Source organism: Pseudomonas sp. 43NM1 (genome assembly GCF_002836905.1).
In the GTDB taxonomy this organism is placed as follows: Bacteria; Pseudomonadota; Gammaproteobacteria; order Pseudomonadales; family Pseudomonadaceae; genus Aquipseudomonas; species Aquipseudomonas prosekii.
The window spans coordinates 26,598-49,316 of record NZ_MKGS01000147.1; the positions used below are offsets into that span (position 1 = coordinate 26,598).

The following is a 22,719-nucleotide window of genomic DNA, read 5'->3' on the forward strand; positions in this document are numbered from 1 at the left end:
GCTATCAGATGCTTGCGTCGATTAAAGCGGTACGCCCAGACGATTGGCGACTTCTTCGTAGGCTTCGATGACGTCACCGAGGCCCTGGCGGAAGCGGTCCTTGTCCATTTTCTTGCCGGTAGCCTTGTCCCACAGACGGCAGCCGTCCGGGCTGAATTCGTCGCCCAGGACGATGGAGCCGTCGGAGAACACGCCGAATTCGAGTTTGAAGTCGACCAGCAGCAGGCCGGCGTCGTCGAACAGCTTGCTCAGGACTTCGTTGACCTTGAGCGACAGTTCTTTCATGCGAACCAGTTGCTCGGCGGTGCCCCAACCGAATGCCACGACGTGGGATTCGTTGATGAACGGGTCGCCCTTGGCGTCGTCCTTCAAGAACAGTTCGAAGGTGTAAGGGTTGAGCTTCATGCCTTCTTCGACGCCCAGACGCTTGACCAGGCTGCCGGCGGCGTAGTTACGCACGACGCACTCGACCGGGATCATGTCGAGTTTTTTAACCAGGCATTCGTTGTCGCCCAGCAGTTTGTCGAATTGGGTCGGTACGCCGGCCGCTTCGAGTTTCTGCATGATGAAGGCGTTGAACTTGTTGTTCACCATACCTTTGCGGTCGAGCTGTTCGATGCGCTTGCCGTCGAACGCCGAGGTGTCGTTGCGAAACAGCAGGATCAAGCGGTCAGCGTCGTCGGTCTTGAAAACCGATTTGGCTTTGCCGCGGTAGAGTTCTTCACGTTTTTCCATGATGGGCTCCGCTTGCTAAGTAGGTGGGCTAGGCGATGTGTCGCCAGTCGAGCCCTGAATCTTGATCGGCCAATTGCAGCCAGTCCGGGTCGCACCCGAGGGTGTCGACAAAACATTGCCGGGCCAGCTGCGGCAGGTTGTTCTTGCTGCTCAGATGGGCCAGGACCAGATGTTGCAGGCCTTGCCAGCCCAACTCGGCCACCAGGAATGCCGCCTGATGGTTGTTCAAATGCCCAAATTCGCCGCCCACCCGCTGCTTCAGAAAGTAGGGGTAATGACCGCGAGCCAGCATGTCACGGCAATGGTTGGACTCGATCATCAATGCGTCGAGGTCCCGATAGCCGTCCAGCACTTTGTTGCAGTACGAACCCAGGTCAGTCAGCAGGCCGAAGCGCCGCTCACCGTCGTTGAACACGTATTGCGTTGGTTCCTGGGCATCGTGGGCCACGGCAATGACTTCGATGTTCAGGTCGCCGACTTGCAGTTGCTCGCCGCCGGCCAGGAAGCCTGCGGGTTCAATCGGTTTGCGCATCCCGCGCAGGGTGCCGCGACTGAGGTAGACCGGCAGATTGTAACGCCGAGACAGTAAACCCACGCCATGCACGTGGTCGGCATGTTCGTGGGTTACGAGTATCGCGCTCAACTGCGCCGGGTTCACACCCAGGCGCAGCAAGCGTTTTTCGGTTTCCCGCAGGGAGAAACCACAATCCACCAGCACATACGTGTCAGCGCTGGCTATCAGCGTGCCGTTCCCTTGGCTACCGCTGCCGAGAACGGCAAAACGCATGTGATCAGCCCAAGTTGTCCTGAATCACGCTCAACACTTTGCGCGCCACATCGGCAGGCGCAACGGTGTTGATGTTTTTCTCGACGGTGACCTGGACGTTTTCGCCAACCTTGCTCAGGCGAACCTGATAACGCTCGGCACGGGCTTCAACTTCTTCCTTGGTCGGCTCGCTGCCGAACAGGCCGCTGAGGAAACCAGGCTTGTCGTCTTTCTTCTCGGCTTTTTCCGAAAGGTTGATGTAGTACAGGCCCAAGCTGCGGTTGATGTCTTCAACGCGCCATTCGCCCTGTTCCAGCGCACGACCGACGCTCGACCAGGCGCGATCCAGGTCTGGACCGACGTTCAGGATCGGGTTGCCGCTGCCGTCTTCGCTGAGGCTGACGCGATTTGGCGTTTCGAAATCACGCGAGGCCAGCATCGACACCGAACCGCCCTTCTCGGAGGTACGGCTCATGCTTGCGAGCATGTCGTCGACCAGCGCGGCGTCGAGGGCGGTGTTGACCGAGCGGTTGGTGAAATCGACGTCGGCAGTGCTGCCAGCCGGGCGCTGGGCGCTGACTACGTAGATTTCACTGGTGTTGCGCTGCACGCCTGGCTCGATGCGGACCCGCACGCGGGTTTCGCTGTCGGCACTGACGCCGGCCGAGCTCAGGCGCTTGGCCATCGCTGCGGACAGTTCGTCGGAGTGCTGCCAGGTGGTGGTGAATTCGCCGGTTTGCGGGCGCTGTTCGTCCAGACGGAAACCGTTGTCCTGGAAGAATTGCACGGCCACTGGCCACGCTTCAGCCGGTGGGTGTTGGCCCATGACCCAGCTCGAATCGCCGCTTTTTTGCAGGGTGTAATCGCTGGCGTCGGCAACCGCGGACAGCGGTTGTGGACGCGGCACGATGTATTCGCCCGTCGCGGTGTCGTCAGCCACGTTGCGCGGGATCGGCAACAGCGGATCCAGACGTTTTGCGGTGCTGACATCCGGTGGCAATTGCATCGGTGCAGTCTGTTGCGCTTCCAGGTAATCGCTACCACGGTCACGGAAGTAACCTTCCGGGCCCCAGACCCATCCGCAGCCACTGGTGCTGGAGATAATCAAGGCAAGTGCGGAAAGTCCGGCCATTCGCTTCATGCGTTGTACTTCCTCAATTAAACCAGGACGCCGGACTGGCGCAGGGCCTGCCGCAGCGGTTCGTGACAGGCAGCGCTGAGCCAGGTGAGCGGCAGACGGATACCGTCCGGCATCAAGCCCATTTCATGCAAAGCCCATTTCACGGGTATAGGGTTGGATTCGATAAACAGGGTTTTGTTGAGCGGCATCAACTTCTCGTGGATCGCCCGAGCGGTTGCGGCATCGCCCTTGAGCGCGGCGTTGCACAGGTCGGCCATTTCACGCGGAGCGACGTTGGCGGTAACCGAGATGTTGCCTTTGCCGCCCAGCAGGATCAGCTCGACAGCCGTGGCGTCGTCGCCCGACAGCACGAGGAAGTCTTCGCTGACGCCGGCGATGATCGCTTTCGCGCGCTCGAGGTCACCCGTGGCTTCTTTCACGCCGATGATGTTTTTCACGGTCGACAGACGGATAACGGTGTCGGCCAGCATGTCGCACGCGGTGCGGCCAGGCACGTTATAGAGGATCTGCGGAATATCGACGGCTTCGGCGATGGTCTTGAAGTGCTGGTACAAGCCTTCCTGGGTCGGCTTGTTGTAATAAGGTGTGACCAGCAGGCAGGCGTCGGCGCCGGCGCTCTTGGCATTGGTGGTCAGCTCGATGGCTTCGCGCGTCGAGTTCGCACCGGTACCGGCGATGACCGGGATGCGCCCTGCAACCTGCTTGACCACGTAGCGGATCACTTCGATGTGCTCGTTCACGTCTAGCGTGGCCGATTCACCTGTCGTGCCGACCGCCACAATGGCGTGGGTGCCGTTTTGCAGGTGAAAGTCCACCAGTTTGCTCAGGCTGTCCCAGTCGAGACGACCTTGTGCATCCATGGGTGTGACCAGTGCCACCATACTGCCCGCAATCATGCAACCGCTCCTGCCGGAAAAAGAGAGCCGTAATGGTACTGGCGCCAAGATGCTTGTACAAGCGAAGTACTGCGCTGCTGCCATTCCCCTTGGCGCTGCTTTTCGCTACCCTTCAGACTTTGATCGGTACTGATAAGCTCGTACGCCGGGTTCCAGCCTCCATTTTCGGCATCACAAGCCCCGATCCAGCGTTGCCACCCCTCGCTCCTGCCGCTCTGGAGCACGTTGCAACCTTCGGCCCGGGTTTTCTGAATTCGTCTGCGCAGGGTCGCCCCCGGTAACAAAAGCCTGTCGAAGTATCGACCGCTCATCGCTTTAGGAATGCTGCATGTCCACCCCCACAGTTCGCGAACAATTCCTTGTCATCAGTGCCCTCGGCGCCAACCCCATGGAGCTGACTAACGTCCTGTGCCGCGCCAGCCATGAAAACCGCTGCGCCGTGGTCACTTCTCGCCTGACGCGTCATGGCGAGTGCAGTGCCCTGATCCTCGAGATCTCCGGCAGCTGGGACGCTCTGGCCCGCCTCGAAGGCAGCCTGCCGACCCTCGCCAAAAAGCATGCGTTCACGGTCAACGTGGTGCGCAGCGCGGCGCTGGAGAATCGTCCACAGGCCCTGCCTTACGTCGCTTATGTCAGCTCGGCTTACCGCTCGGACATCATCAACGAGTTGTGCCAGTTCTTCATGGACCACAACGTCGAGCTGGAAAACCTGACGTGCGACACGTATCAGGCACCGCAAACCGGCGGCACCATGCTCAACGCGACGTTTACCGTGACGTTGCCGGCCGGCGTGCAAATCAGCTGGCTGCGCGATCAGTTCCTGGATTTCGCCGACGCACTGAACCTGGACGCCCTGATCGAACCGTGGCGCCCACAAAACCCAATGTAAGGAAGCTTTAATGGCCGTTGCTATCGACCAACCGGTTACCGACTTCGAAGCACCCGCCACCAGCGGGCAGACCGTCAGCCTCGCGAGCCTTAAAGGCAAGCAAGTGGTGATTTACTTCTATCCGAAGGACAGCACGCCGGGCTGCACGACTCAGGGCCAGGGCTTTCGCGATCAGTTGCAGGCGTTCAAAGCCGCCAACACCGAAGTCTTCGGCGTGTCGCGCGACAGCCTGAAATCCCACGAGAATTTCAAAGCCAAGCAGGCATTCACCTTCGAGCTGATCAGCGACAAGGAAGAAGCGCTCTGCCAGTTGTTCGACGTGATCAAGTTGAAAAAGCTGTATGGCAAGGAATACATGGGCGTTGATCGCAGCACTTTCCTGATCGACAAGAACGGTGTGCTGCGTCAGGAATGGCGCGGCGTGAAAGTGCCGGGGCATGTTGATGCGGTGTTGGCGGCGGCCGAGTCGCTGAACAAGGCCTGATTTTATTGGCGCCTGTTGCGGCGCCTTCGCGGGCAAGCCTCGCTCCTACAGACTTGCGCCGTTCGCCAGATCGGGAACGGCGCAAGTCTGTAGGAGCGAGGCTTGCCCGCGAAGAGGCCCTCAAGACAAACGCTTAAAGCAGCGGCGCCACCACCGCTTCCTTGCGCGGCCACGCATCCAGCACAGCCTTGAACAACGTCGCCAGCGGGATCGCGAAGAACACGCCCCAGAAACCCCACAGCCCGCCAAACAGCAACACAGCGCAGATGATTGCGACCGGGTGCAGATTGACCGCCTCGGAGAACAGCAGCGGCACCAGCACGTTCCCGTCCAGCGTCTGGATAATCCCGTAGACCGCCATCAGGTAGATGAACTGATCACTCCAGCCCCACTGGAACAACGCGATCAGCAGCACCGGCACGGTCACCACCACCGCGCCGACATAAGGCACGACCACCGAAACGCCAACCAGCAACGCCAGCAGCGCCGCGTAGTTGAGCCCCAGCACCACAAATCCGATGTAGGTCACGCCACCGCAGATGAAAATCTCGATGACTTTGCCGCGAATGTAATTGGCGATTTGCCGGTTCATCTCATGCGCGACACGGGTGATCAACGCCCGTTCGCGCGGTAAGTAGCCGAGAACCCAGCGCCCGATCATTTCCCGATCCTTGAGGAAAAAGAACACCAGAATCGGCACCAGCACCAGATAGATCATGATGTTGACCAGCAGCGGCAGGCTCGACAGCGAGAACGTCAGCGCCCACTGGCCAAACTTGCCGATCTCGCCACGGGCCACTTCTATCGCCTGCAAGACTTGCTCGTCGGAGACCAAATGCGGATAGCGCTCGGGCAACAATAAAAGCAGCGATTGCCACTTGGCGAGCATGCCGGGCAATTCGTTGAACAGCGTGATCAGTTGATGCCAGAGCAGCGGCACGACCACGATGATGAACACCAACAGCAACCCCATGAACAACGCGAAGACCAGCCCAACCGCGACGCCGCCGGGCACGCGCCAGCGTTCGAGAACCACCACCAGCCCCTGCATCAGGTACGCCAGCACCATCCCCGCCAGCACCGGCGCGAGCATGCCGCCCAAGGTAAGCACGGCGGTGAACCCCAGAATCAGCAACACCGCCAGCACTACGGCTTCTTCGTCGGAGAAGTAGCGCTGAATCCAGTCGCGTAACACTTTGAACATCAATAATCCTTAATCACAAACTCTGCGGTTTCAGGCTTTTTTCAGCCAGTAGCGGTAAACACCCGCCTCGTCTTCTTCGCGCAGCAGCGCATGCCCGGCCAGTTTCGCGAACGTACGAAAATCGCGCTGCGAGCCGGCGTCCGTGGCGATCACCTTGAGCACCGCGCCGCTGGGCATGCGATTGAGCTCCAGTTTGGCTTTGAGCAATGGCAACGGACAATTCAGGCCACTGGCGTCCAGTTCAACGTCATGGTCTACCGCTTCGATCATTGCATCACTCCGGGTCTGTTGGCTGAGCGGCCTAGAATATCTGGTCCGAAGCCCGGTGTCCGGCTACAGTAAGGTCTTTGTCGACTAAGGCTTTGTGCATGACTTTTCTGCGCCCTACCCTGCTGACGCTCGCCTGCCTGCTCGCCTCACCAGGCTTCGCCGACGACCTGCCGTCACTCGGTGACGCCAGTTCTGCCATCGTCTCGCCCCAGCAGGAATACCAATTGGGCCGCGCGTGGCTGGCGATGTTGCGCAGCCAGGTATCGCAACTCAACGACCCGCAGCTAAAGGATTACGTTGAATCCAGCGTCTACAAACTGGTGGAAACCAGCCAGGTTTCTGACCGGCGCCTGGAATTCATCCTGATCAACAGCCCGCAGCTCAACGCTTTCGCTGCGCCGGGCGGGATTATCGGGGTCAACGGCGGGCTGTTCCTCAATGCTCAGACTGAAGGCGAATACGCCTCGGTACTCGCCCACGAATTGGCGCACTTGTCGCAACGCCACTTCGCCCGTGGCGTTGAAGCCTCGCAACGCATGCAAGTGCCGATGATGGCTGCGCTGCTCGCCGGGATCGTGATTGCCGCTGCCGGCGCCGGTGATGCCGGGATTGCCGCCATTGCCGGCACCCAGGCTGCGGCGATTCAGGAACAACGGCGCTTCTCGCGGCAGAACGAACAGGAAGCCGACCGTATCGGCATTCTCAATCTGGTGAAAGCCGGTTACGACCCGCGCTCGATGCCGAACATGTTTGAACGCCTGATGCGGCAATACCGCTTCGACGCCAAGCCGCCGGAATTCCTCCTGACTCACCCGGTGACCGAATCGCGGATCGCCGACACGCGCAACCGCGCCGAGCAGGCCAAGGTCGGCGGCGTCGAGGACAGCATGCGTTATCAGCTGATTCGCGCGCGCGTGCAGTTGGTTTACGAAGAGACCCCGGGGCTGGGAGCGAAACGCTTCCGTGCTCAGCTCGATGAAAATCCGAAAAATGACGTTGCGCGCTACGGCTTGGCCATCGCTCAGATCAAGGGCGGCCAGTTGAACGAGGCCCGCGAGAATCTCCAGCAATTGCTGGCCAAGTCGCCGAACGAGATTATCTACAACCTGGCGCAGGTCGATCTCGACATCACCAATAATCGCCTTGCGGATGCGCAGTCGCGAGTTGATCGGTTGCTCACGCAATTCCCCGGTAACTATCCGCTGAATCAGGTGCGCGTCGACCTGCTGCTCAAGCAGAACCGCAACGTCGACGCGGAGAAAGCGCTAGAGAATTTGCTCAAGTCGCGTCCGGACGATCCGGATGTCTGGTACATGGTCGCGGAAACTCGCGGGCTTTCGGGCAACATCATTGGCCTGCATCAGGCTCGCGCCGAATACTTTGCGCTGGTCGGCGATTATCGTCAGGCCATCCAGCAACTCGACTTCGCCAAGCGCAAGGCCGGCGGCAACTTCCCGCTGTCGTCGCGCATCGACGCACGGCAGCGCGAGTTGATGGATCAGGAACGGATGATCAAGGACATGATGGGTTAACCCTCATCAGGCGCAGAAAACCCGGGCACAAAAAAACCGCCTCTTTCGAGGCGGTTTTTATTCAGCCAGCTATTCAGCCAACCTTTCAACTCTTTCAAACAACCGGCTTACTCAGCCAGTTTGAAGGTGATGAAGCTCGCGCGATTTTGACGCAGGACCCGCATCGACACCGAGCGGTTCTTCGGCAGAGCCTTGGCGATCTCGGCAAATTCCTTGCTGTCGCTGATCGCCTGGTTGTTCAGATGCGTGATCACATCATTAGGCTGCAAGCCGATCAGCGATGCTGGTCCGTCCTGAACTTCCTTGATCACCACACCACCCTTGAGGTCGTAGGTTTTCTTCTGTTCGGCGGTCAGGTCGGCAACGGCAACACCGAGGCGATTGCTGTTGGTTTCAGCGCCGGAGCTGAGCTTGGAATCCAGCTCTTTGCCTTCGTCCGGGATGGTCCCGACGGTCAGCTCGACATTCTTGCGTTTGCCTTCGCGGATCACTTCAAGGTTGGCTTTTGCGCCAGCCTTCAACGCGCCGACCAAGTGCGGCAAGTCTGCGGACATGATGATCGGTTGCCCGTTCATGCTCAGGATCACGTCGCCCACTTGCAGGCCACCTTTGGCAGCCGGGCCGTCGTCCTGAATCTGTGCAACCAGCGCGCCGGCCGGTTTTTCCAGACCGAACGATTCAGCCAGGTCCTTGTTCACTTCCTGAATGACCACGCCCAACCAGCCACGGCTGACTTTCCCACCGGTTTTCAGTTGATTGGAAACGTCCATCGCGACATCGATCGGGATCGCGAACGACACGCCCATGAAGCCACCGGAGCGGGTGTAGATCTGCGAGTTGATGCCGACCACTTCGCCGTTCAAGTTGAACAGTGGACCGCCGGAGTTGCCCGGGTTGATCGGCACGTCGGTCTGGATGAACGGCACGTAGTTTTCGTTCGGCAGACTGCGACCGATAGCGCTGACGATGCCTTGGGTCACGGTGTGGTCAAAGCCGAACGGCGAACCGATGGCGACAACCCACTGGCCGGCCTTCAAGTCCTGGGACTTGCCGAGCTTGAGCACTGGGAGGTCTTTGCCTTCGATTTTCAGCAGCGCCACGTCGGAGCGCGGGTCGGTGCCGATCAGCTTGGCTTTCAACTCACTGCGGTCAGCCAGACGAACGAGAATCTCGTCGGCATCGGCGATCACGTGGTTGTTGGTGAGGATGTAACCGTCAGGCGAAATAATGAATCCGGAACCCAGCGACTGCGCTTCACGCTGACGATCGCCCCGCGGCGAGCGCGGTTGCGGCATGCCGCGTTCGAAGAATTCGCGCAACGCGGGTGGCAGGCCTTCAAGGTCCGGCATCTGGCCGGAGGCTTTGCGATCAGGCAATTTTTGCGTGGTGCTGATGTTCACCACTGCCGGCGAAGCCTGTTCGACCAGTTGCGTAAAGTCGGGCAAGTCAGCCGCCTGGGCAGGGACAGCCTGACCGAGCACAAGCACGGTGGCAAAAATGGAAAGGTAAGTTTTCAAGCGTGGTATCGACATACGGCTCCCGTTACGACGAGCATGGTTAAGCGATATGGAGCAAGGAACACCGGGAACGATACGCCGGTATTTTTGTTCCGGGAACAACAAACAAGGCCAGGGCCGAGAGGCACTGACCTATAGAAAATTTTGGGGGATTTTGCAACTTGAAATACTCACCAAACATTTCGACATCTCGATGATGTGAGGGTCATTGCTGACCTCTCGCACTATCAAACGGTCGATCGATGAGCATCAAGGTTCAGCTCACTGCTTGGCTGTTGAAGCGCTATTGCGCATGGACAGCGCAATACGTTCGGCGGTGCCGATGGGGATCTCGCCAACCACGGTGACCATGATCTCGCCCTGCGGTGTCGTCAGACGCCGGGACACTGCCACGGTTGGGCCGAGCTGAGTTCGGGTATCGGTCACAGTCGCGCCGTTCAATGGCTCAAGGAATACCGAGAAACGTGCCAGGCCATCGTCGTACATCAGACTGCTGACTTGGGTTTTGGTCTCGGGATCTTTGCGCGTGGAGCTGCTGCTGAGTTCGAAACCCGCTGGCAGCCAATCGGAACGCCAGACTTCCGCGGTTTTCTGCGCCGAAGCCTTGTCCGTACTGATTGCGATGGCCTTGCAGTCAGGACCTGGTTTCAAGTCGTTGTCAGAAGGAACATCAGCCGTATCCAGCTGGGTGAACTGGAAACGCTCAAGCAACTGTCCCTTGTCGTTCAACAGCAACGACTTCAGGGGCAAGCCCGTTTCTTTATCCAGGTGTAATTCGAAACCGTAACGATGCTGGTCGCGCGGTTTCAGTGAAACAATCACCGCCGCACGCCCAGCCACACGCGACTTGCCGATCACGGCAAGTTCGTACCAATTCTTTAACTTTTGTGGATCGAGTGCACGAGCGCCCGCGCTGGCAGATCCCCCCAGCCCCGCGATCAGGGTGCCGCTGACGCATTGAGTATGTCCATCAATGCGCACGACTTCCTGTGCCGAGCCGTCGAGCTGAAGCAAACGCTCGCGGACCTTGCCATCCTGGACGCGATGCCAGATGTTGTGGGTAGAGAAACTACCGTTACGCTCGTAAACAAAAGTGCCGTTAAAGCTTTGCTGTTGCTCGGCCTGACCCAGGCGTGTCAACCAGTCCTGGGCTTCGTCGGCGTGGGCTGGAACAACGAACCAGCCACCGAGCAGAAGCGAAAGTAGAGGTATGGCGCGCATGATCCTCCTTAACGGTTTTCCAGACTTGCTGCGCGAGCGTACGGCAGAGCGCTCTCAGTACCTTTCAGTGCAGCTTCTTGTGCATGCTGACGCAAGTAGCTTGGCAGACGCTGATCGTGCCAGCCTGGCTGACCTTGCAACACACCATTAGCCATCGGGCCAGTGGTTTCCGAACTTTCGCTATAACCGGCCAAAACAGCTGGGCCTTTGACCTGTGGAACGGCCAGAGAAGGCTGATTGGACTGCTGAGCCAGTTCGACACCAGCAATTTCGTCCTGGTTGTACAGACGAACACCTGCCAGTACAGCAACAGTTACCGAAGCGGCAACGGCCAGACGACCCAGGCTGCGCCATGGACCGCGAGTTGCTTTTGCCGGGACGGTTTCGTCTTCCAGCGCAGCAGAGACTGCCGCAGCAATGTCCAGACGTGGAAGCAGCAAATCCTTGTGCATGACTGCCCGAGCGATCTGGTAACGAGCCCAGGTTTCACGGGTTTCAACGTCGTCAAAGGCATTCAATACCCGACGCAATTCCAGTTCGTCCGCTTCGTTATCCATCACTGCGGACAGCGATTCCTGCAGGGCTTCACGACTCATGGCGTTCCTCTCTTGGCTGTCGCCGCTGTCTCAGTTTTCCTGCAACAATGGCTGCAGGGCTTTATCGATGGCTTCCCGAGCGCGGAAAATCCGAGAGCGCACGGTACCCACCGGACATTGCATGACTGCCGCAATGTCCTCGTAACTCAGACCATCGAATTCACGTAAAGTTAAAGCCGTACGCAAATCTTCTGGAAGTTGCTGGATGGTTCGATGGACGGTGCCTTCGATCTCATCCCGCAGCAATGCGCGTTCCGGCGACTCGAGATCCTTGAGGCCATGATCGCCGTCGTAGAACTCTGCGTCTTCGGAACTGACATCGCTATCCGGCGGCCGGCGGCCGCGTGAAACCAGATAGTTTTTCGCCGTGTTAATGGCGATGCGGTAAAGCCACGTATAAAACGCGCTGTCTCCGCGAAAGTTGCCAAGTGCACGGTAAGCCTTGATAAAGGCTTCTTGTGCGACATCCTGGGCTTCATGGGTGTCGTGCACAAAACGCACGATCAACCCGAGAATTTTGTGCTGGTATTTCAGCACTAGCAGATCGAAAGCTCGCTTGTCTCCGCGTTGGACGCGCTCAACCAGCTGCTGATCCTCTTCCTGGGTTAGCATGAACACTCCTCGATAAGCTCGAAGGAGGCTTGCATAACTAAACGACCAGACTTGCAAACATAGACTCGGGCTTTTCGCAAAAGTTCTCCCCCTTCAAGCAAGTTTCCTGCGGGCTCTGATTTGGCACGCACGAAAAGCGCAGCTCGGAATAACCCGGCTGCGCGAATAATCTTGTCATCGGATTCGCCGGCGAGGACCAAATTGCAAGTCCCGCTTCGAAGCCGACACTGTCCCTTGATTCAGGCAACCAGCTATTGATCTTGGGCCTTTGGCAAAAGTTCCAAATATTTATAGCTGCGTTAACCCGGCATTGTGCAACCGTGCAGCGAAAACGACTGTTAAATCCACGATACAGTCACCCTGTCGCCGAACCGGCGAAAAAACCATCCGACGAAGCGTCCGGTCTTCGGCTCCACAGTAGTCTCACAATGCCATGTAGGCCCGGCTATTGTGCCGCGCGCCCCCTCTATATACTAGTGGGCTGTGTGGCTGCCTGACATGCCGGTCAAAGTGTCTTGCGCCAACCCCGACCCGGGTCGCTTTTAGCGGAATCATGAAATGAGCCAACAGTTCCAACATGATGTTCTGGTGATTGGCAGCGGCGCTGCCGGTTTAAGCCTTGCGCTGACCTTGCCCGGTCACTTGCGCATCGCCGTACTGAGCAAAGGCGACCTCGCCAACGGCTCGACTTTCTGGGCTCAGGGCGGTGTTGCTGCGGTCCTGGATGACACCGACACCGTGCAATCGCACGTCGAAGACACGCTGAATGCCGGCGGCGGCTTGTGCCATGAAGACGCCGTGCGTTTCACCGTCGAGCACAGCAAAGAGGCAATCCAGTGGCTGATCGACCAAGGCGTGCCATTCACCCGCGATGAACAATCGGGCACTGAAGACGGCGGATTTGAATTTCACCTGACGCGCGAGGGCGGCCACAGCCATCGGCGCATCATCCACGCCGCCGATGCCACCGGCGCAGCCATCTTCAGAACCTTGCTCGATCAAGCAAAACAACGCCCGAACATCGAGCTGCTGGAACAACGCGTCGCCGTCGACTTGATCACCGAAAAACGTCTGGGCCTGGAAGGCGATCGCTGCCTCGGCGCCTACGTGCTCAATCGAGCCAGCGGCGAAGTCGACACTTACGGCGCACGTTTCGTGATCCTCGCTTCCGGCGGCGCCGCCAAGGTCTACCTCTACACCAGTAACCCCGACGGCGCGTGCGGCGACGGCATTGCCATGGCGTGGCGTTCGGGCTGCCGGGTGGCGAACCTGGAATTCAATCAGTTTCACCCCACTTGCCTGTATCACCCGCAAGCCAAGAGCTTCCTGATCACCGAGGCCCTGCGTGGCGAAGGCGCGCATTTGAAGCTGCCGAATGGCGAACGCTTCATGCAGCGCTTTGACCCGCGCGCCGAACTGGCCCCGCGCGACATCGTCGCCCGCGCCATCGACCATGAAATGAAGCGCTTGGGCATCGATTGCGTTTATCTGGACATCAGCCACAAACCCGAAGCGTTCATCAAGACTCACTTCCCGACTGTTTATGAGCGCTGCCTCGAATTTTCCATCGATATCACCAAACAACCGATTCCGGTGGTGCCGGCGGCGCATTACACCTGTGGTGGCGTGATGGTCGATCAACAGGGCCGCACCGACGTGCCGGGCCTGTACGCGATTGGCGAAACCAGTTTCACCGGCCTGCACGGCGCCAACCGCATGGCCAGCAACTCGCTGCTGGAGTGTTTCGTGTACGCGCGTTCGGCGGCGGCGGACATTCTCCGACAGTTGCCGCAGGTGTCGATCCCGATCGCCCTGCCCGTCTGGGATGCGAGCCAGGTCACCGATTCCGATGAAGACGTGATCATCGCGCACAACTGGGATGAGCTGCGGCGGTTCATGTGGGACTACGTCGGCATCGTGCGCACCAACAAGCGCCTGCAGCGGGCGCAGCACCGGGTGCGGTTGTTGCTGGATGAGATCGACGAGTTCTACAGCAACTATAAAGTCAGCCGCGATCTGATCGAGCTGCGCAACTTGGCGCAAGTCGCCGAGTTGATGATCCAGTCGGCGATGGAGCGCAAGGAAAGTCGCGGCTTGCACTACACGCTGGATTACCCGGACATGTTGCCCGAGGCATTGGACACTATTCTGGTGCCGCCCACCTACGTCGACTGAACGTCAGTCGGACCCGCAGGCGTCGGTGCACATCCGCCGTCTGCGAGTCGCGCGGCACGCAAATCGTCCTGACCCGCCGCTCGCCGCGCAAACGAAAGCGCAGCACCACGATCAGCGGTAACGCCAGGCTGTCCGGCCGCAGTTGCACCGGTTGCCAGCCTTGCGCCTGATTCCATAACTGCCAGCCGTCGGCATCGCGGCGCAAGCCACGGAATGCCTGCGGATGGGTCAACAGAATCTGTCGCGGCAACTGGCGAAACCCGTGCGCCAGGCACAGCAACACGCCGAGCAGACTCGCCCACGCAGGTATGGAAAGAAGAAATAATGCGCCCAGCGCAAACAGCTGGGCCAAACCGTACGCCGCCAGCAGTTGCCCGGAGGCATGCCAGCGGCATTCGAAGGTATTACTTGGGCTGGACACGGTCCAGGATCATGCGAACCATGCGCTGAAGCTCCGGATCTTCCGATTCGGCGCGTTCCATGAACCAGCCGAACATGTCCTGATCTTCGCATTCGAGCAGCTTGCGGTAGCAATCGCGGTCGACATCATTGAGGTGCGGGTAAACCTCTTTCACGAACGGCACCAGCAACACGTCAAGCTCAAGCATGCCGCGGCGGCTGTGCCAGTAGAGGCGATTCAGTTCAACATCTTCGACCATGGAGCGCTCCTCAAATAGGCGGCAAGTATACAGGCCAAAGCCTGAGCGAACAGTCGGCTTTGGTCGGGCCTGCCGAGCTTTTGTAAACTACCCATTTCCAGGGCGCACCCTTATGATGTCCCCCAGACTCTTTACCCTGCGATGACTCATGGCCGATTCTGCTTTTTTCTGCACCCTGTCACACGAAGGCGTTCTCGCGGTACGCGGCGCGGATGCCGGCAAATTCCTGCAAGGCCAACTGACTTGCAACATTAATTACCTCAGCGACAACCTATCCAGCCTCGGTGCCCGTTGCACCCAGAAAGGCCGGATGCAATCGAGTTTCCGCATTCTGCTGGAAAGCGACGGCGTGCTGCTGGCCATGGCCACCGAGCTGCTGGAGCCGCAACTGGCGGACCTGAAAAAATACGCAGTGTTCTCCAAGTCCAAGCTGACTGACGAAAGCGCCGCTTGGGTGCGTTTCGGCCTCGACCACGGCGATGCTGCGTTGAGCAGCCTGGGTCTTGAGTTGCCGGCCGACACCGACAGCGTTGTGCGCAACGACGGCCTGATCGCCATTCGTGTGTCGCCGCAGCGCGCCGAGTTGTGGGTCGCCGCCGATCAAGCGGCAAGCATCAAAGGCAGGCTTTCCGCGTTGCTGACCGAAGGCGAGCTGAATCAGTGGCTGCTCGGGCAGATTCGCGCAGGCATCGGCCAAGTGATGCCGAGCACTCGCGAGGTGTTCATCCCGCAAATGCTCAACCTGCAAGCCGTCGGCGGCGTGAGTTTCAAGAAAGGCTGCTACACCGGCCAGGAAATCGTCGCGCGCATGCAATACCTCGGCAAACTCAAGCGTCGTCTGTACCGCTTGCAGCTGGAGGGCAGCGAATTGCCCGAGCCCGGCACGCAACTGTTTGCGCCGACCCACAACAGCTCAATCGGTGAAGTGGTGATCGCTGCTCGCGGCGAAGAAAACATTGAACTCCTGGCGGTGCTGCAAGCCGAAGCAGCAGAGTCGGGTGATATCCATCTGGCAGCGCTGGAAGGCCCTGCCCTGCACCTGCTTGACCTGCCCTACACACTGGACCGCGACAAAGAAATCCAGCGCTGACAGCAGCACTTTCTTGCAAGACCCTAGAGAACATCAATGAGCGAGCTGGCGGATAAGGTCCAACGGGATTTGGTTGCGGCCATCGACAACGATGACCTGGTGCTGCCGACATTACCGGAAGTGGCCATGCAGATTCGCAAGGCTGCTGAAGATCCGGAGATCAGTGTCAGCACCCTGAGCAAAGTCATCGGTCGCGATACCGCGCTGTCGGCGCGTTTGATCAAAGTGGTCAACAGCCCGCTGCTGCGGGCGACTCAGGAAGTTACCGACCTGCACACCGCCATCACCCGGCTCGGCGTGAATTACAGCAGCAACCTGGCCATCGGTCTGGTGATGGAGCAGATCTTCAACGCCAATTCCGAGGTGGTGGAGCAGAAAATGCGCGATGTCTGGCTCAAGAGCCTGGAAATCGCCGGGGTCAGCTATGCGCTGTGCCGCCGCTACACCCAACTCAAACCGGATCAGGCGGCGCTCGGCGGGCTGGTGCATCAGATCGGCGTTTTGCCGATTCTGACGTATGCCGAAGAACACAATGAGCTGCTGTCGGACCCGATCAGCCTCAACCACGTCATCGATCGCATTCATCCGCTGGTCGGCGACAAGCTGCTGAGTGTCTGGGAATTTCCGGAAATGCTCGCGAAGTTGCCGGGGCAATATCTGGATTTCACCCGTGAATCCAAGCGCGTCGATTATGTCGATCTGGTGCAGGTGGCCTGTTTGTACTGCTACAAAGGCACCAACCATCCGTTGGCGGCAATTGATGCGTTCAGCGTGCCGGCGTTCAAGAAACTGAAGATCAATCCCGACAACGAAGCGATGTGCCAAGAGCTTGAAGAGTCGCGGTTGATGTTTTTGTAAAGAGCTTCGCGGGCAAGCCTCGCTCCTACAGGAATCACGCCGTCCCTGTAGGAGCGAGGCTTGCTGTGGCGAGGGGGCTTGCCCCCGTCCGGCTGCGCAGCAGTCGCAAATCCGCTGAATACGGTCGAGCCTAGCTATTGAGTGCCGGGTTTTGGGGCTGCTTCGCATCCCAACGGGGGCAAGCCCCCTCGCCACAGGTTTGATGTTTACTCCCCGGGAATAAAACTCACCCGAACCTTCAACCCCGCCACCTCGCCGTCGTGCAGGCTGATCTGCGCCAGGTGCGCGCGGCAGATTTCGCCGACAATCGCCAGCCCCAGACCTGATCCTGCGATCTGCTGATTGCGCCGATAAAAGCGCTCGAACACCCGATCACGTTCCTCCAGCGGAATCCCCGGCCCGTCATCCTCGACCTCCAGCACCGCTGGCGCCGTCACTCGCAGAATCACATTGCCGCCCGGCTGCGTGTGCGCCAAGGCGTTGTCCACCAGATTGCTCAGCAGTTCATTCAACAACGTCGGTTCGCCGCGCAGCCACACCGGCTCGTCCGCCTCCAAGGCCAGCGCGACGCCACGCGCGTGCGCCAGCGGCGCCATGGCCATGCCCAGTTCCCGCGCCAGTTGGCTCAAGTCGAGCAACTGCGCGCCGCCCTCGGCAATCGCCCGCGCGCCATTTTCGACGCGCGCCAGCGACAGCAATTGATTGGCCAAATGAGTCAGGCTTTCCGTGCCTTGCGCAGCCGTTTCCAGGGTGCTGCGCCAGGTTTGCGCGTCAGTGGCGCGCAAGCCCAATTCCAGGCGTGCCTTGAGCGCCGCCAGCGGGGTGCGCAGTTCATGCGCGGCATCGGCGATGAACTGCGCCTGGCGCTCGAATTGCCCGCGCAGGCGCTCGGTAAAGTGATTGAGCGCGCGCACCAGTGGCCACAGTTCGTGCTGCACTTCGACCAGCGGCAACGGGCGCAAGTCGTCCGACTGACGCTCTTCCACCGCCGTGCGCAAGCGCTCCAGCGGTCGCAACGCCGCGCTCACCGCAAACCACACCAGCAGTAACGCGCCGACCGCCAACATACCGAGTCGCAGCAAGGTATCTGCCGCCAGACTGCGCGCCATGCTGACCCGCGCTTCGTCGGTTTCGGCGACACGAATTTCCGCCATGCCGTTCATGTTTGGCTCGCTCACCGGTTTGAGCAGACTGACCACGCGCACGTTCTGCCCCTGATATTTGGCGTTGTAGAAGCGCGCCAGCGCCGGATAGTCATCGGTACGCGGCGTGCCGGGCGGCGGTGGCGGCAGGTTTTCGTAACCGGAGATGAGGTTTTGGTGGATGTCATTCACCAGGTAAAAAATCCGCCCGGCGCTGTCGTAAGCAAAGGTGTCGAGGGCAACGTAGGGCACGTCGGCACTGAGCGTCCCGTCGCGCTGTGAAACCCCGGCGGCGATGGTCCGCGCCGACGCCAGCAAGGTTCGGTCGTACGCGGTGTCGGCGGCTTCGCGACCGTTCCAGTAAGCGCTCAAACCACTGGCCAACATCAACACCACCAGCAGCGACGCGAGGTTCCACAACAACCGCCAGCGCAGGCTGCTGGGCTTATGCATCGCGGCTTTCCAGCAAATAACCGAGGCCACGGAAGGTCACGATTGCGACCGGCTGGCCATCAAGTTTCTTGCGCAAGCGGTGGACGTAGATTTCGATCGCATCGGGGCTCGCCTCTTCGTCCAGCCCGAATACCTGCGAGGCCAGTTGCTCCTTGCTCATGACCCGACCCGGACGGGCGATCAGCGCTTCAAGCACGGCCTGCTCGCGCGAGGTCAGGGTCAGCAATTCTTCGCCGAGGGTGAAACGCCGGGTGTCGAGGTCATACGCCAGCACGCCGCAGGTCTGTTGACGCTCGCCGCCCAACACGCTGCGGCGCAACAGGGCTTTGACCCGGGCTTCGAGCTCAGTCAGTTCGAACGGCTTGGCCAGGTAATCGTCGGCGCCGAGGTTCAAGCCGTGCACGCGGTCCTTGACGTCGCTGCGCGCGGTCAGCATCAACACCGGCAGAGTCTTCCCGCGAGCGCGCAACCGCGCCAATACCTCGAAACCATCCATGCGCGGCAGGCCGACGTCGAGAATCGCCACCGCGTATTCCTCGCTGCTCAAGGCGAGGTCGGCCGCCACGCCGTCGTGCAACACATCAACGGTCAAACCGGTGCTCTTGAGCGCCTGAGCGACACTTTCGGCGAGCTGCAGATGGTCTTCGACGAGCAGGACACGCATGGCTTTTTTTCCTCGTTCAGGGATGGTCGACGCCATTCTTTGGCGCGGAGTTTACCGCCGCTTGCGCCGCTGTGAAGCCCGAAAACATTGAAAGCTCGCTGAAAGGTTAGTGAAAGGTTCGACCGTTACAGTCGGCGACGGACGGTTTCAATTGCAAGCCATCCTTCGTGGTTGGAAATGTAGCTCTCGCAAAAATAGCTCCCCGCAAATGTAGCTCCCGAAAAACGCCTTGATGCGTTTTCGCCAATAAGAACAATAACGAGGTACTGCACCATGCTGTCCACACAGCCCCGGATTCGCCCATCCCAAGCCTTTACCCCTTCTCTTTCGTTTACGCTTGCCAGCGCTTCTGCCGGCTGCGTGACGCGAAACCGCCGCACCTGAAACATCCCCAAAAACAACAACTCCTCTGGAGACAAAAAATGAATCGATCACTGCGCCGTTTCGCCCTCGCCGCCAGTTGCATGCTCTTCGCCGGCCAATTGATGGCCGAGCCAAAACGCCCGGAATGCATCGCCCCGGCCTCCCCCGGCGGTGGTTTCGACCTGACCTGCAAACTGGTGCAAAGCGCGCTGGTGAACGAAAAACTCCTGAGCAAACCGATGCGCGTGACCTACATGCCCGGCGGTGTCGGCGCGGTGGCGTACAACGCGGTGGTCGCGCAGCGCCCGGCCGATGCCGGCACGCTGGTTGCGTGGTCCAGCGGTTCGCTGCTGAACCTGGCACAAGGCAAGTTCGGCCGTTTCGATGAAAACGCCGTGCGCTGGTTGGCGGCAGTCGGCACCAGCTACGGCGCCATCGCAGTGAAAAGCGATTCGCCTTACAAGACGCTGGACGATCTTGTTCAGGCGCTGAAGAAAGATCCGAGCAAAGTGGTCATCGGTTCCGGCGGCACCGTCGGCAGCCAGGACTGGATGCAAACCGCGCTGATCGCCAAGGCTGCCGGGATCAACCCGCGCGACCTGCGTTACGTCGCCCTTCAAGGTGGCGGCGAAATCGCCACCGCGCTGCTCGGCGGCCACATCCAAGTCGGCAGCACCGACATCTCCGACTCCATGCCGCACATCCAGAGCGGCGACATGCGCTTGCTCGCGGTGTTCTCCGACAAGCGTCTGGACGAGCCGGAAATGAAAGACATCCCGACCGCCAAAGAGCAAGGCTACGACATCGTCTGGCCGGTGGTGCGCGGCTTCTACCTCGGGCCGAAGGTCAGCGACGAAGACTACGCGTGGTGGAAAGATGCCTTCGACAAGCTGCTGGCGTCCGAAGATTTCGCCAAGTTGCGCGATCAGCGTGAACTGTTCCCGTTCGCCATGACCGGCCAGGAACTGGACACCTACGTGAAGAAGCAAGTCGCGGACTACAAAGTGCTGGCCAAAGAGTTCGGCCTGATCCAGTGATCGCCTCTGTCTAGCGGCGGCGGCCCCGGTTCTCGGGGTCGCGGCCCAGGAGTTTTGCATGCTCTTACAACGCATTTTTGCTGCGGTGCTGCTGGCGGCTTGCGCCGGTCTGGCGCTGATGGCGTGGCCGTATCAAGCGGCTTTTTCCTACGAACCTGTAGGACCCCGGGCGTTTCCACTGCTGATGCTGGGCCTGATGGGCCTCGGTCTGCTCTACATGCTGTTTCGCCCAACCCCAATCGTGCACAGCGATGACGACCCGCAACTCGACCGCCAGACCCTGAACAAAATCGGCATCTGCATCGTGCTGCTGCTGATCTTCGCCGGGTTGTTCGAACCCTTGGGTTTCATCCTCAGCAGCGTCTTGATCGGCATCCCGATGGCGCGTCTGTACGGCGGGCGCTGGCTGCCCAGCGTTGTCGTCACCACGCTGATGAGCGTTGGCCTCTACTTGCTGTTCGACAAGTTGATGGACGTGCCGCTGCCCCTCGGGCTGCTCGACGTTCTGGAGAACTGATATGGATACGTTTGGCTATTTGGGCCAGGGTTTCGGCGTCGCGCTGAGCCCGTACAACCTGGTGACCGCGCTGTGTGGCACGCTGATCGGCACCGTCGTCGGCCTGTTGCCGGGGCTGGGACCGATCAACGGCGTGGCGTTGCTGATCCCGATTGCGTTCGCGCTGGGTCTGCCGCCGGAATCGGCGTTGATCCTGTTGGCGGCGGTGTACCTGGGCTGCGAATACGGTGGGCGGATCAGCTCGATTCTGCTCAACATTCCCGGCGAAGCATCGACCGTCATGACCACCCTCGACGGTTACCCGATGGCCCGCAAAGGCTTGGCCGGCGTGGCGTTGTCGCTGTCGGCGTGGAGCTCGTTCATCGGCGCGTTTATTGCGACCTGCGGCATGGTGCTGTTCGCCCCGCTGCTGGCGAAATGGGCGATTGCCTTCGGCCCGGCGGAATACTTCGTGTTGATGGTGTTCGCGATTGTCTGCCTCGGCGGCATGGCCGGGGATCGACCGCTGAAGACCTTTATTGCGGCGCTGATCGGGCTGTTTCTGTCGACCGTCGGCATCGATGCCAACAGCGGCGTTTACCGTTTTACCGGCGACAACATCCATTTGACCGACGGCATTCAGTTCGTCGTGCTGGTGTTGGGGCTGTTCTCGATCAGCGAAATTCTGTTGCTGCTGGAAAAAACCCACCGCGGCCAGGAAGCGGTCAAAGCCACCGGGCGCATGATGTTCAACTTCAAGGAAGCGTCTTCGGTGTTCGTGGTGAACATCCGTTGCGGCTTGCTCGGGTTCATCATGGGCGTGTTGCCGGGTGCCGGCGCGACCCTCGCCAGCGCCGTCGCGTACATGACCGAGAAGCGCATCGCCGGGGCCAAAGGCACGTTCGGCCAAGGTGACATGCGCGGCCTCGCCGCACCGGAAACCGCAATCGGCGCTTCGGCCTGCGGTGCATTGGTGCCGATGCTGACCCTCGGCGTTCCGGGTTCGGGCACCACAGCAGTGATGATCGGCGCGCTGTCGCTGTACAACATCACGCCCGGCCCGCTGCTGTTTCAGCAACAACCGGACATCGTCTGGGGCCTGATTGCGTCGCTGTTCATCGCCAACATCATGCTGGTGATCCTCAACATTCCGATGATCCGTATCTTCACCCGCATCCTCGCCGTGCCGAACTGGGCGCTGGTGCCGGTGATCGCGATCATTACCGGGATCGGCGTGTATGCGGTGCATGCGACCACTTTCGACCTGTTCCTGATGGTCGGCATCGGCATCTTCGGTTACATCCTGCGCAAACTGGACTTCCCGTTGTCGCCGGTTTTGCTCGGTTTCATCCTCGGCGGGCTGATGGAGCAGAACCTGCGTCGTGCGCTGTCGATTTCCAACGGTGCGCTGGAAATCCTCTGGTCGAGCCCGATCACCTTCGGGGTTTGGGTGCTGACCGCGCTGATGCTGCTGATGCCACTCGTGCGGATCTGGCGCAAACGTTCGGTCGCGCGGCGCGCCCTCGCCGATGTCTGATCGACCCTTCAAAACCTGGTGGGGAACACCGCTGGTCGGTCTGCTCGGCGGTTACCTCGCCAGCCAGATCGGCTGGCCGTTGCCGTGGATGGTCGGCTCGTTGCTGGCGATTATCCTCGTGCGCTGCCTGACGCCGTGGCAATTGGCGGAAATCCCTGGCGGACGCAAGTGCGGCCAGTGGATCGTCGGCATCGGCATCGGCCTGCACTTCACCCCGGTGGTGATGGAGCAGGTGTTGAGCCACTTCGGTCTGATTTTCTTCGGCGCGTTGGTCACCAGCCTGTCCAGCGTGGTCGGGGTCTGGTTGATGCGGCGTACCGGCGAGGACCGCGCCACGGCGTTCTTTTCCAGCATGCCCGGCGGCTCCGGCGAGATGGTCAAC

The 22,719-nt window shown here is 60.0% G+C and carries 24 protein-coding genes; 10 read left to right on the forward strand and 14 right to left on the reverse strand.

From position 1 onward, the window contains the following. Window positions 1-21: 21 nt before the first annotated feature. Genes purC through dapA form a run of 4 tightly spaced genes read right to left on the reverse strand, consistent with a single transcriptional unit; the run spans window position 22 to window position 3,538 of the window. Window positions 22-735 (reverse strand): phosphoribosylaminoimidazolesuccinocarboxamide synthase, encoded by a 714-nt coding sequence (purC, locus tag BI292_RS16255; RefSeq protein WP_008034929.1) that lies wholly within the window; start codon window positions 733-735, stop codon window positions 22-24. 28 nt (window positions 736-763) lie between these two features. Further along, a complete protein-coding gene (locus BI292_RS16260; protein WP_092271823.1) occupies window positions 764-1,522 on the reverse strand; it encodes an MBL fold metallo-hydrolase in 759 nt (252 codons plus the stop codon). Window positions 1,523-1,526: 4 nt separating this feature from the next. Beyond that, a complete protein-coding gene (bamC, locus tag BI292_RS16265) occupies window positions 1,527-2,642 on the reverse strand; it encodes an outer membrane protein assembly factor BamC (protein WP_092271826.1) in 1,116 nt (371 codons plus the stop codon). Window positions 2,643-2,659: 17 nt separating this feature from the next. Continuing rightward, a complete protein-coding gene (dapA, locus tag BI292_RS16270) occupies window positions 2,660-3,538 on the reverse strand; it encodes a 4-hydroxy-tetrahydrodipicolinate synthase (protein ID WP_092271829.1) in 879 nt (292 codons plus the stop codon). A 328-nt stretch (window positions 3,539-3,866) separates the two neighbouring features. On the opposite strand from dapA, the gene BI292_RS16280 reads away from it, so the two are divergent. Both BI292_RS16280 and BI292_RS16285 read left to right on the forward strand, forming a co-directional pair. Then, window positions 3,867-4,427, forward strand: coding sequence for a glycine cleavage system protein R (locus BI292_RS16280; RefSeq protein WP_017336973.1), 561 nt, complete (start codon window positions 3,867-3,869; stop codon window positions 4,425-4,427). 10 nt (window positions 4,428-4,437) lie between these two features. Continuing rightward, entirely contained in the window at window positions 4,438-4,911 is a 474-nt protein-coding gene (locus BI292_RS16285) for a peroxiredoxin (RefSeq protein WP_101208460.1), read from the forward strand. A 133-nt stretch (window positions 4,912-5,044) separates the two neighbouring features. Here BI292_RS16285 and BI292_RS16290 read toward each other — a convergent pair whose 3' ends face one another. Both BI292_RS16290 and BI292_RS16295 read right to left on the reverse strand, forming a co-directional pair. After that, complete coding sequence (locus BI292_RS16290; protein ID WP_092271839.1) at window positions 5,045-6,115, reverse strand: AI-2E family transporter; 1,071 nt, start codon at window positions 6,113-6,115, stop codon at window positions 5,045-5,047. A 30-nt stretch (window positions 6,116-6,145) separates the two neighbouring features. Continuing rightward, on the reverse strand, window positions 6,146-6,385 hold the full coding sequence (locus BI292_RS16295; RefSeq protein ID WP_101208461.1) for a sulfurtransferase TusA family protein: 240 nt from the start codon (window positions 6,383-6,385) through the stop codon (window positions 6,146-6,148). A gap of 98 nt (window positions 6,386-6,483) precedes the next feature. On the opposite strand from BI292_RS16295, the gene BI292_RS16300 reads away from it, so the two are divergent. After that, the gene (locus BI292_RS16300; protein ID WP_092271847.1) at window positions 6,484-7,917 is read left to right on the forward strand and encodes a M48 family metalloprotease; all 1,434 of its coding nucleotides are present in this window, start codon (window positions 6,484-6,486) and stop codon (window positions 7,915-7,917) included. A gap of 107 nt (window positions 7,918-8,024) precedes the next feature. Here the strand turns inward: BI292_RS16300 and BI292_RS16305 are convergent, their stop codons facing one another. The 4 genes from BI292_RS16305 to rpoE form a co-directional block, all read right to left on the reverse strand. After that, a complete protein-coding gene (locus BI292_RS16305; RefSeq protein ID WP_101208462.1) occupies window positions 8,025-9,449 on the reverse strand; it encodes a DegQ family serine endoprotease in 1,425 nt (474 codons plus the stop codon). A 246-nt stretch (window positions 9,450-9,695) separates the two neighbouring features. After that, complete coding sequence (locus tag BI292_RS16310) at window positions 9,696-10,655, reverse strand: MucB/RseB C-terminal domain-containing protein (protein WP_101208463.1); 960 nt, start codon at window positions 10,653-10,655, stop codon at window positions 9,696-9,698. A gap of 8 nt (window positions 10,656-10,663) precedes the next feature. Continuing rightward, on the reverse strand, window positions 10,664-11,251 hold the full coding sequence (locus BI292_RS16315; protein WP_101208464.1) for a sigma-E factor negative regulatory protein: 588 nt from the start codon (window positions 11,249-11,251) through the stop codon (window positions 10,664-10,666). 30 nt (window positions 11,252-11,281) lie between these two features. Continuing rightward, on the reverse strand, window positions 11,282-11,863 hold the full coding sequence (gene rpoE, locus BI292_RS16320) for an RNA polymerase sigma factor RpoE (RefSeq protein ID WP_007944079.1): 582 nt from the start codon (window positions 11,861-11,863) through the stop codon (window positions 11,282-11,284). Window positions 11,864-12,421: 558 nt separating this feature from the next. Between rpoE and nadB the strand changes: the two genes are divergently transcribed. Then, window positions 12,422-14,038: an L-aspartate oxidase gene (gene nadB, locus BI292_RS16325; RefSeq protein WP_092271860.1), complete on the forward strand. Its 1,617-nt coding sequence runs from the start codon at window positions 12,422-12,424 to the stop codon at window positions 14,036-14,038. On the opposite strand, the gene BI292_RS16330 is transcribed toward nadB, so the two are convergent. Together BI292_RS16330 and BI292_RS16335 are read right to left on the reverse strand one after the other, a co-directional pair. Then, window positions 14,007-14,459: a protein YgfX gene (locus tag BI292_RS16330; protein ID WP_101208465.1), complete on the reverse strand. Its 453-nt coding sequence runs from the start codon at window positions 14,457-14,459 to the stop codon at window positions 14,007-14,009. The genes nadB and BI292_RS16330 overlap by 32 nt on opposite strands. Next, window positions 14,443-14,697 carry a succinate dehydrogenase assembly factor 2 gene (locus BI292_RS16335; RefSeq protein WP_007944081.1) on the reverse strand — a complete coding sequence of 85 codons (255 nt, stop codon included), beginning with the start codon at window positions 14,695-14,697 and terminating at the stop codon, window positions 14,443-14,445. The genes BI292_RS16330 and BI292_RS16335 overlap by 17 nt, the downstream gene beginning before the upstream one ends. A gap of 148 nt (window positions 14,698-14,845) precedes the next feature. Between BI292_RS16335 and BI292_RS16340 the strand changes: the two genes are divergently transcribed. Both BI292_RS16340 and BI292_RS16345 read left to right on the forward strand, forming a co-directional pair. Next, window positions 14,846-15,787: a folate-binding protein YgfZ gene (locus BI292_RS16340; RefSeq protein WP_101208466.1), complete on the forward strand. Its 942-nt coding sequence runs from the start codon at window positions 14,846-14,848 to the stop codon at window positions 15,785-15,787. 36 nt (window positions 15,788-15,823) lie between these two features. After that, complete coding sequence (locus BI292_RS16345; protein WP_101208467.1) at window positions 15,824-16,645, forward strand: HDOD domain-containing protein; 822 nt, start codon at window positions 15,824-15,826, stop codon at window positions 16,643-16,645. Window positions 16,646-16,851: 206 nt separating this feature from the next. Here BI292_RS16345 and BI292_RS16355 read toward each other — a convergent pair whose 3' ends face one another. Both BI292_RS16355 and BI292_RS16360 read right to left on the reverse strand, forming a co-directional pair. Beyond that, complete coding sequence (locus BI292_RS16355; protein ID WP_101208468.1) at window positions 16,852-18,240, reverse strand: sensor histidine kinase; 1,389 nt, start codon at window positions 18,238-18,240, stop codon at window positions 16,852-16,854. Beyond that, complete coding sequence (locus tag BI292_RS16360) at window positions 18,233-18,904, reverse strand: response regulator (RefSeq protein WP_092271875.1); 672 nt, start codon at window positions 18,902-18,904, stop codon at window positions 18,233-18,235. Before BI292_RS16360 ends, BI292_RS16355 begins: the two co-directional genes overlap by 8 nt. A 422-nt stretch (window positions 18,905-19,326) precedes the next feature. On the opposite strand from BI292_RS16360, the gene BI292_RS16370 reads away from it, so the two are divergent. From BI292_RS16370 to BI292_RS16385, 4 genes are all read left to right on the forward strand, one after another. Further along, the gene (locus BI292_RS16370) at window positions 19,327-20,304 is read left to right on the forward strand and encodes a tripartite tricarboxylate transporter substrate binding protein (protein WP_101208470.1); all 978 of its coding nucleotides are present in this window, start codon (window positions 19,327-19,329) and stop codon (window positions 20,302-20,304) included. Between the two features lie 58 nt (window positions 20,305-20,362). Continuing rightward, window positions 20,363-20,821: a tripartite tricarboxylate transporter TctB family protein gene (locus BI292_RS16375; protein WP_101208471.1), complete on the forward strand. Its 459-nt coding sequence runs from the start codon at window positions 20,363-20,365 to the stop codon at window positions 20,819-20,821. 1 nt (window position 20,822) lies between these two features. Further along, entirely contained in the window at window positions 20,823-22,337 is a 1,515-nt protein-coding gene (locus tag BI292_RS16380; RefSeq protein ID WP_101208472.1) for a tripartite tricarboxylate transporter permease, read from the forward strand. Next, on the forward strand, window positions 22,330-22,719 hold a 390-nt coding region (locus tag BI292_RS16385), incomplete at its 3' end, for an AbrB family transcriptional regulator (protein WP_178076588.1). The genes BI292_RS16380 and BI292_RS16385, both read left to right, overlap by 8 nt.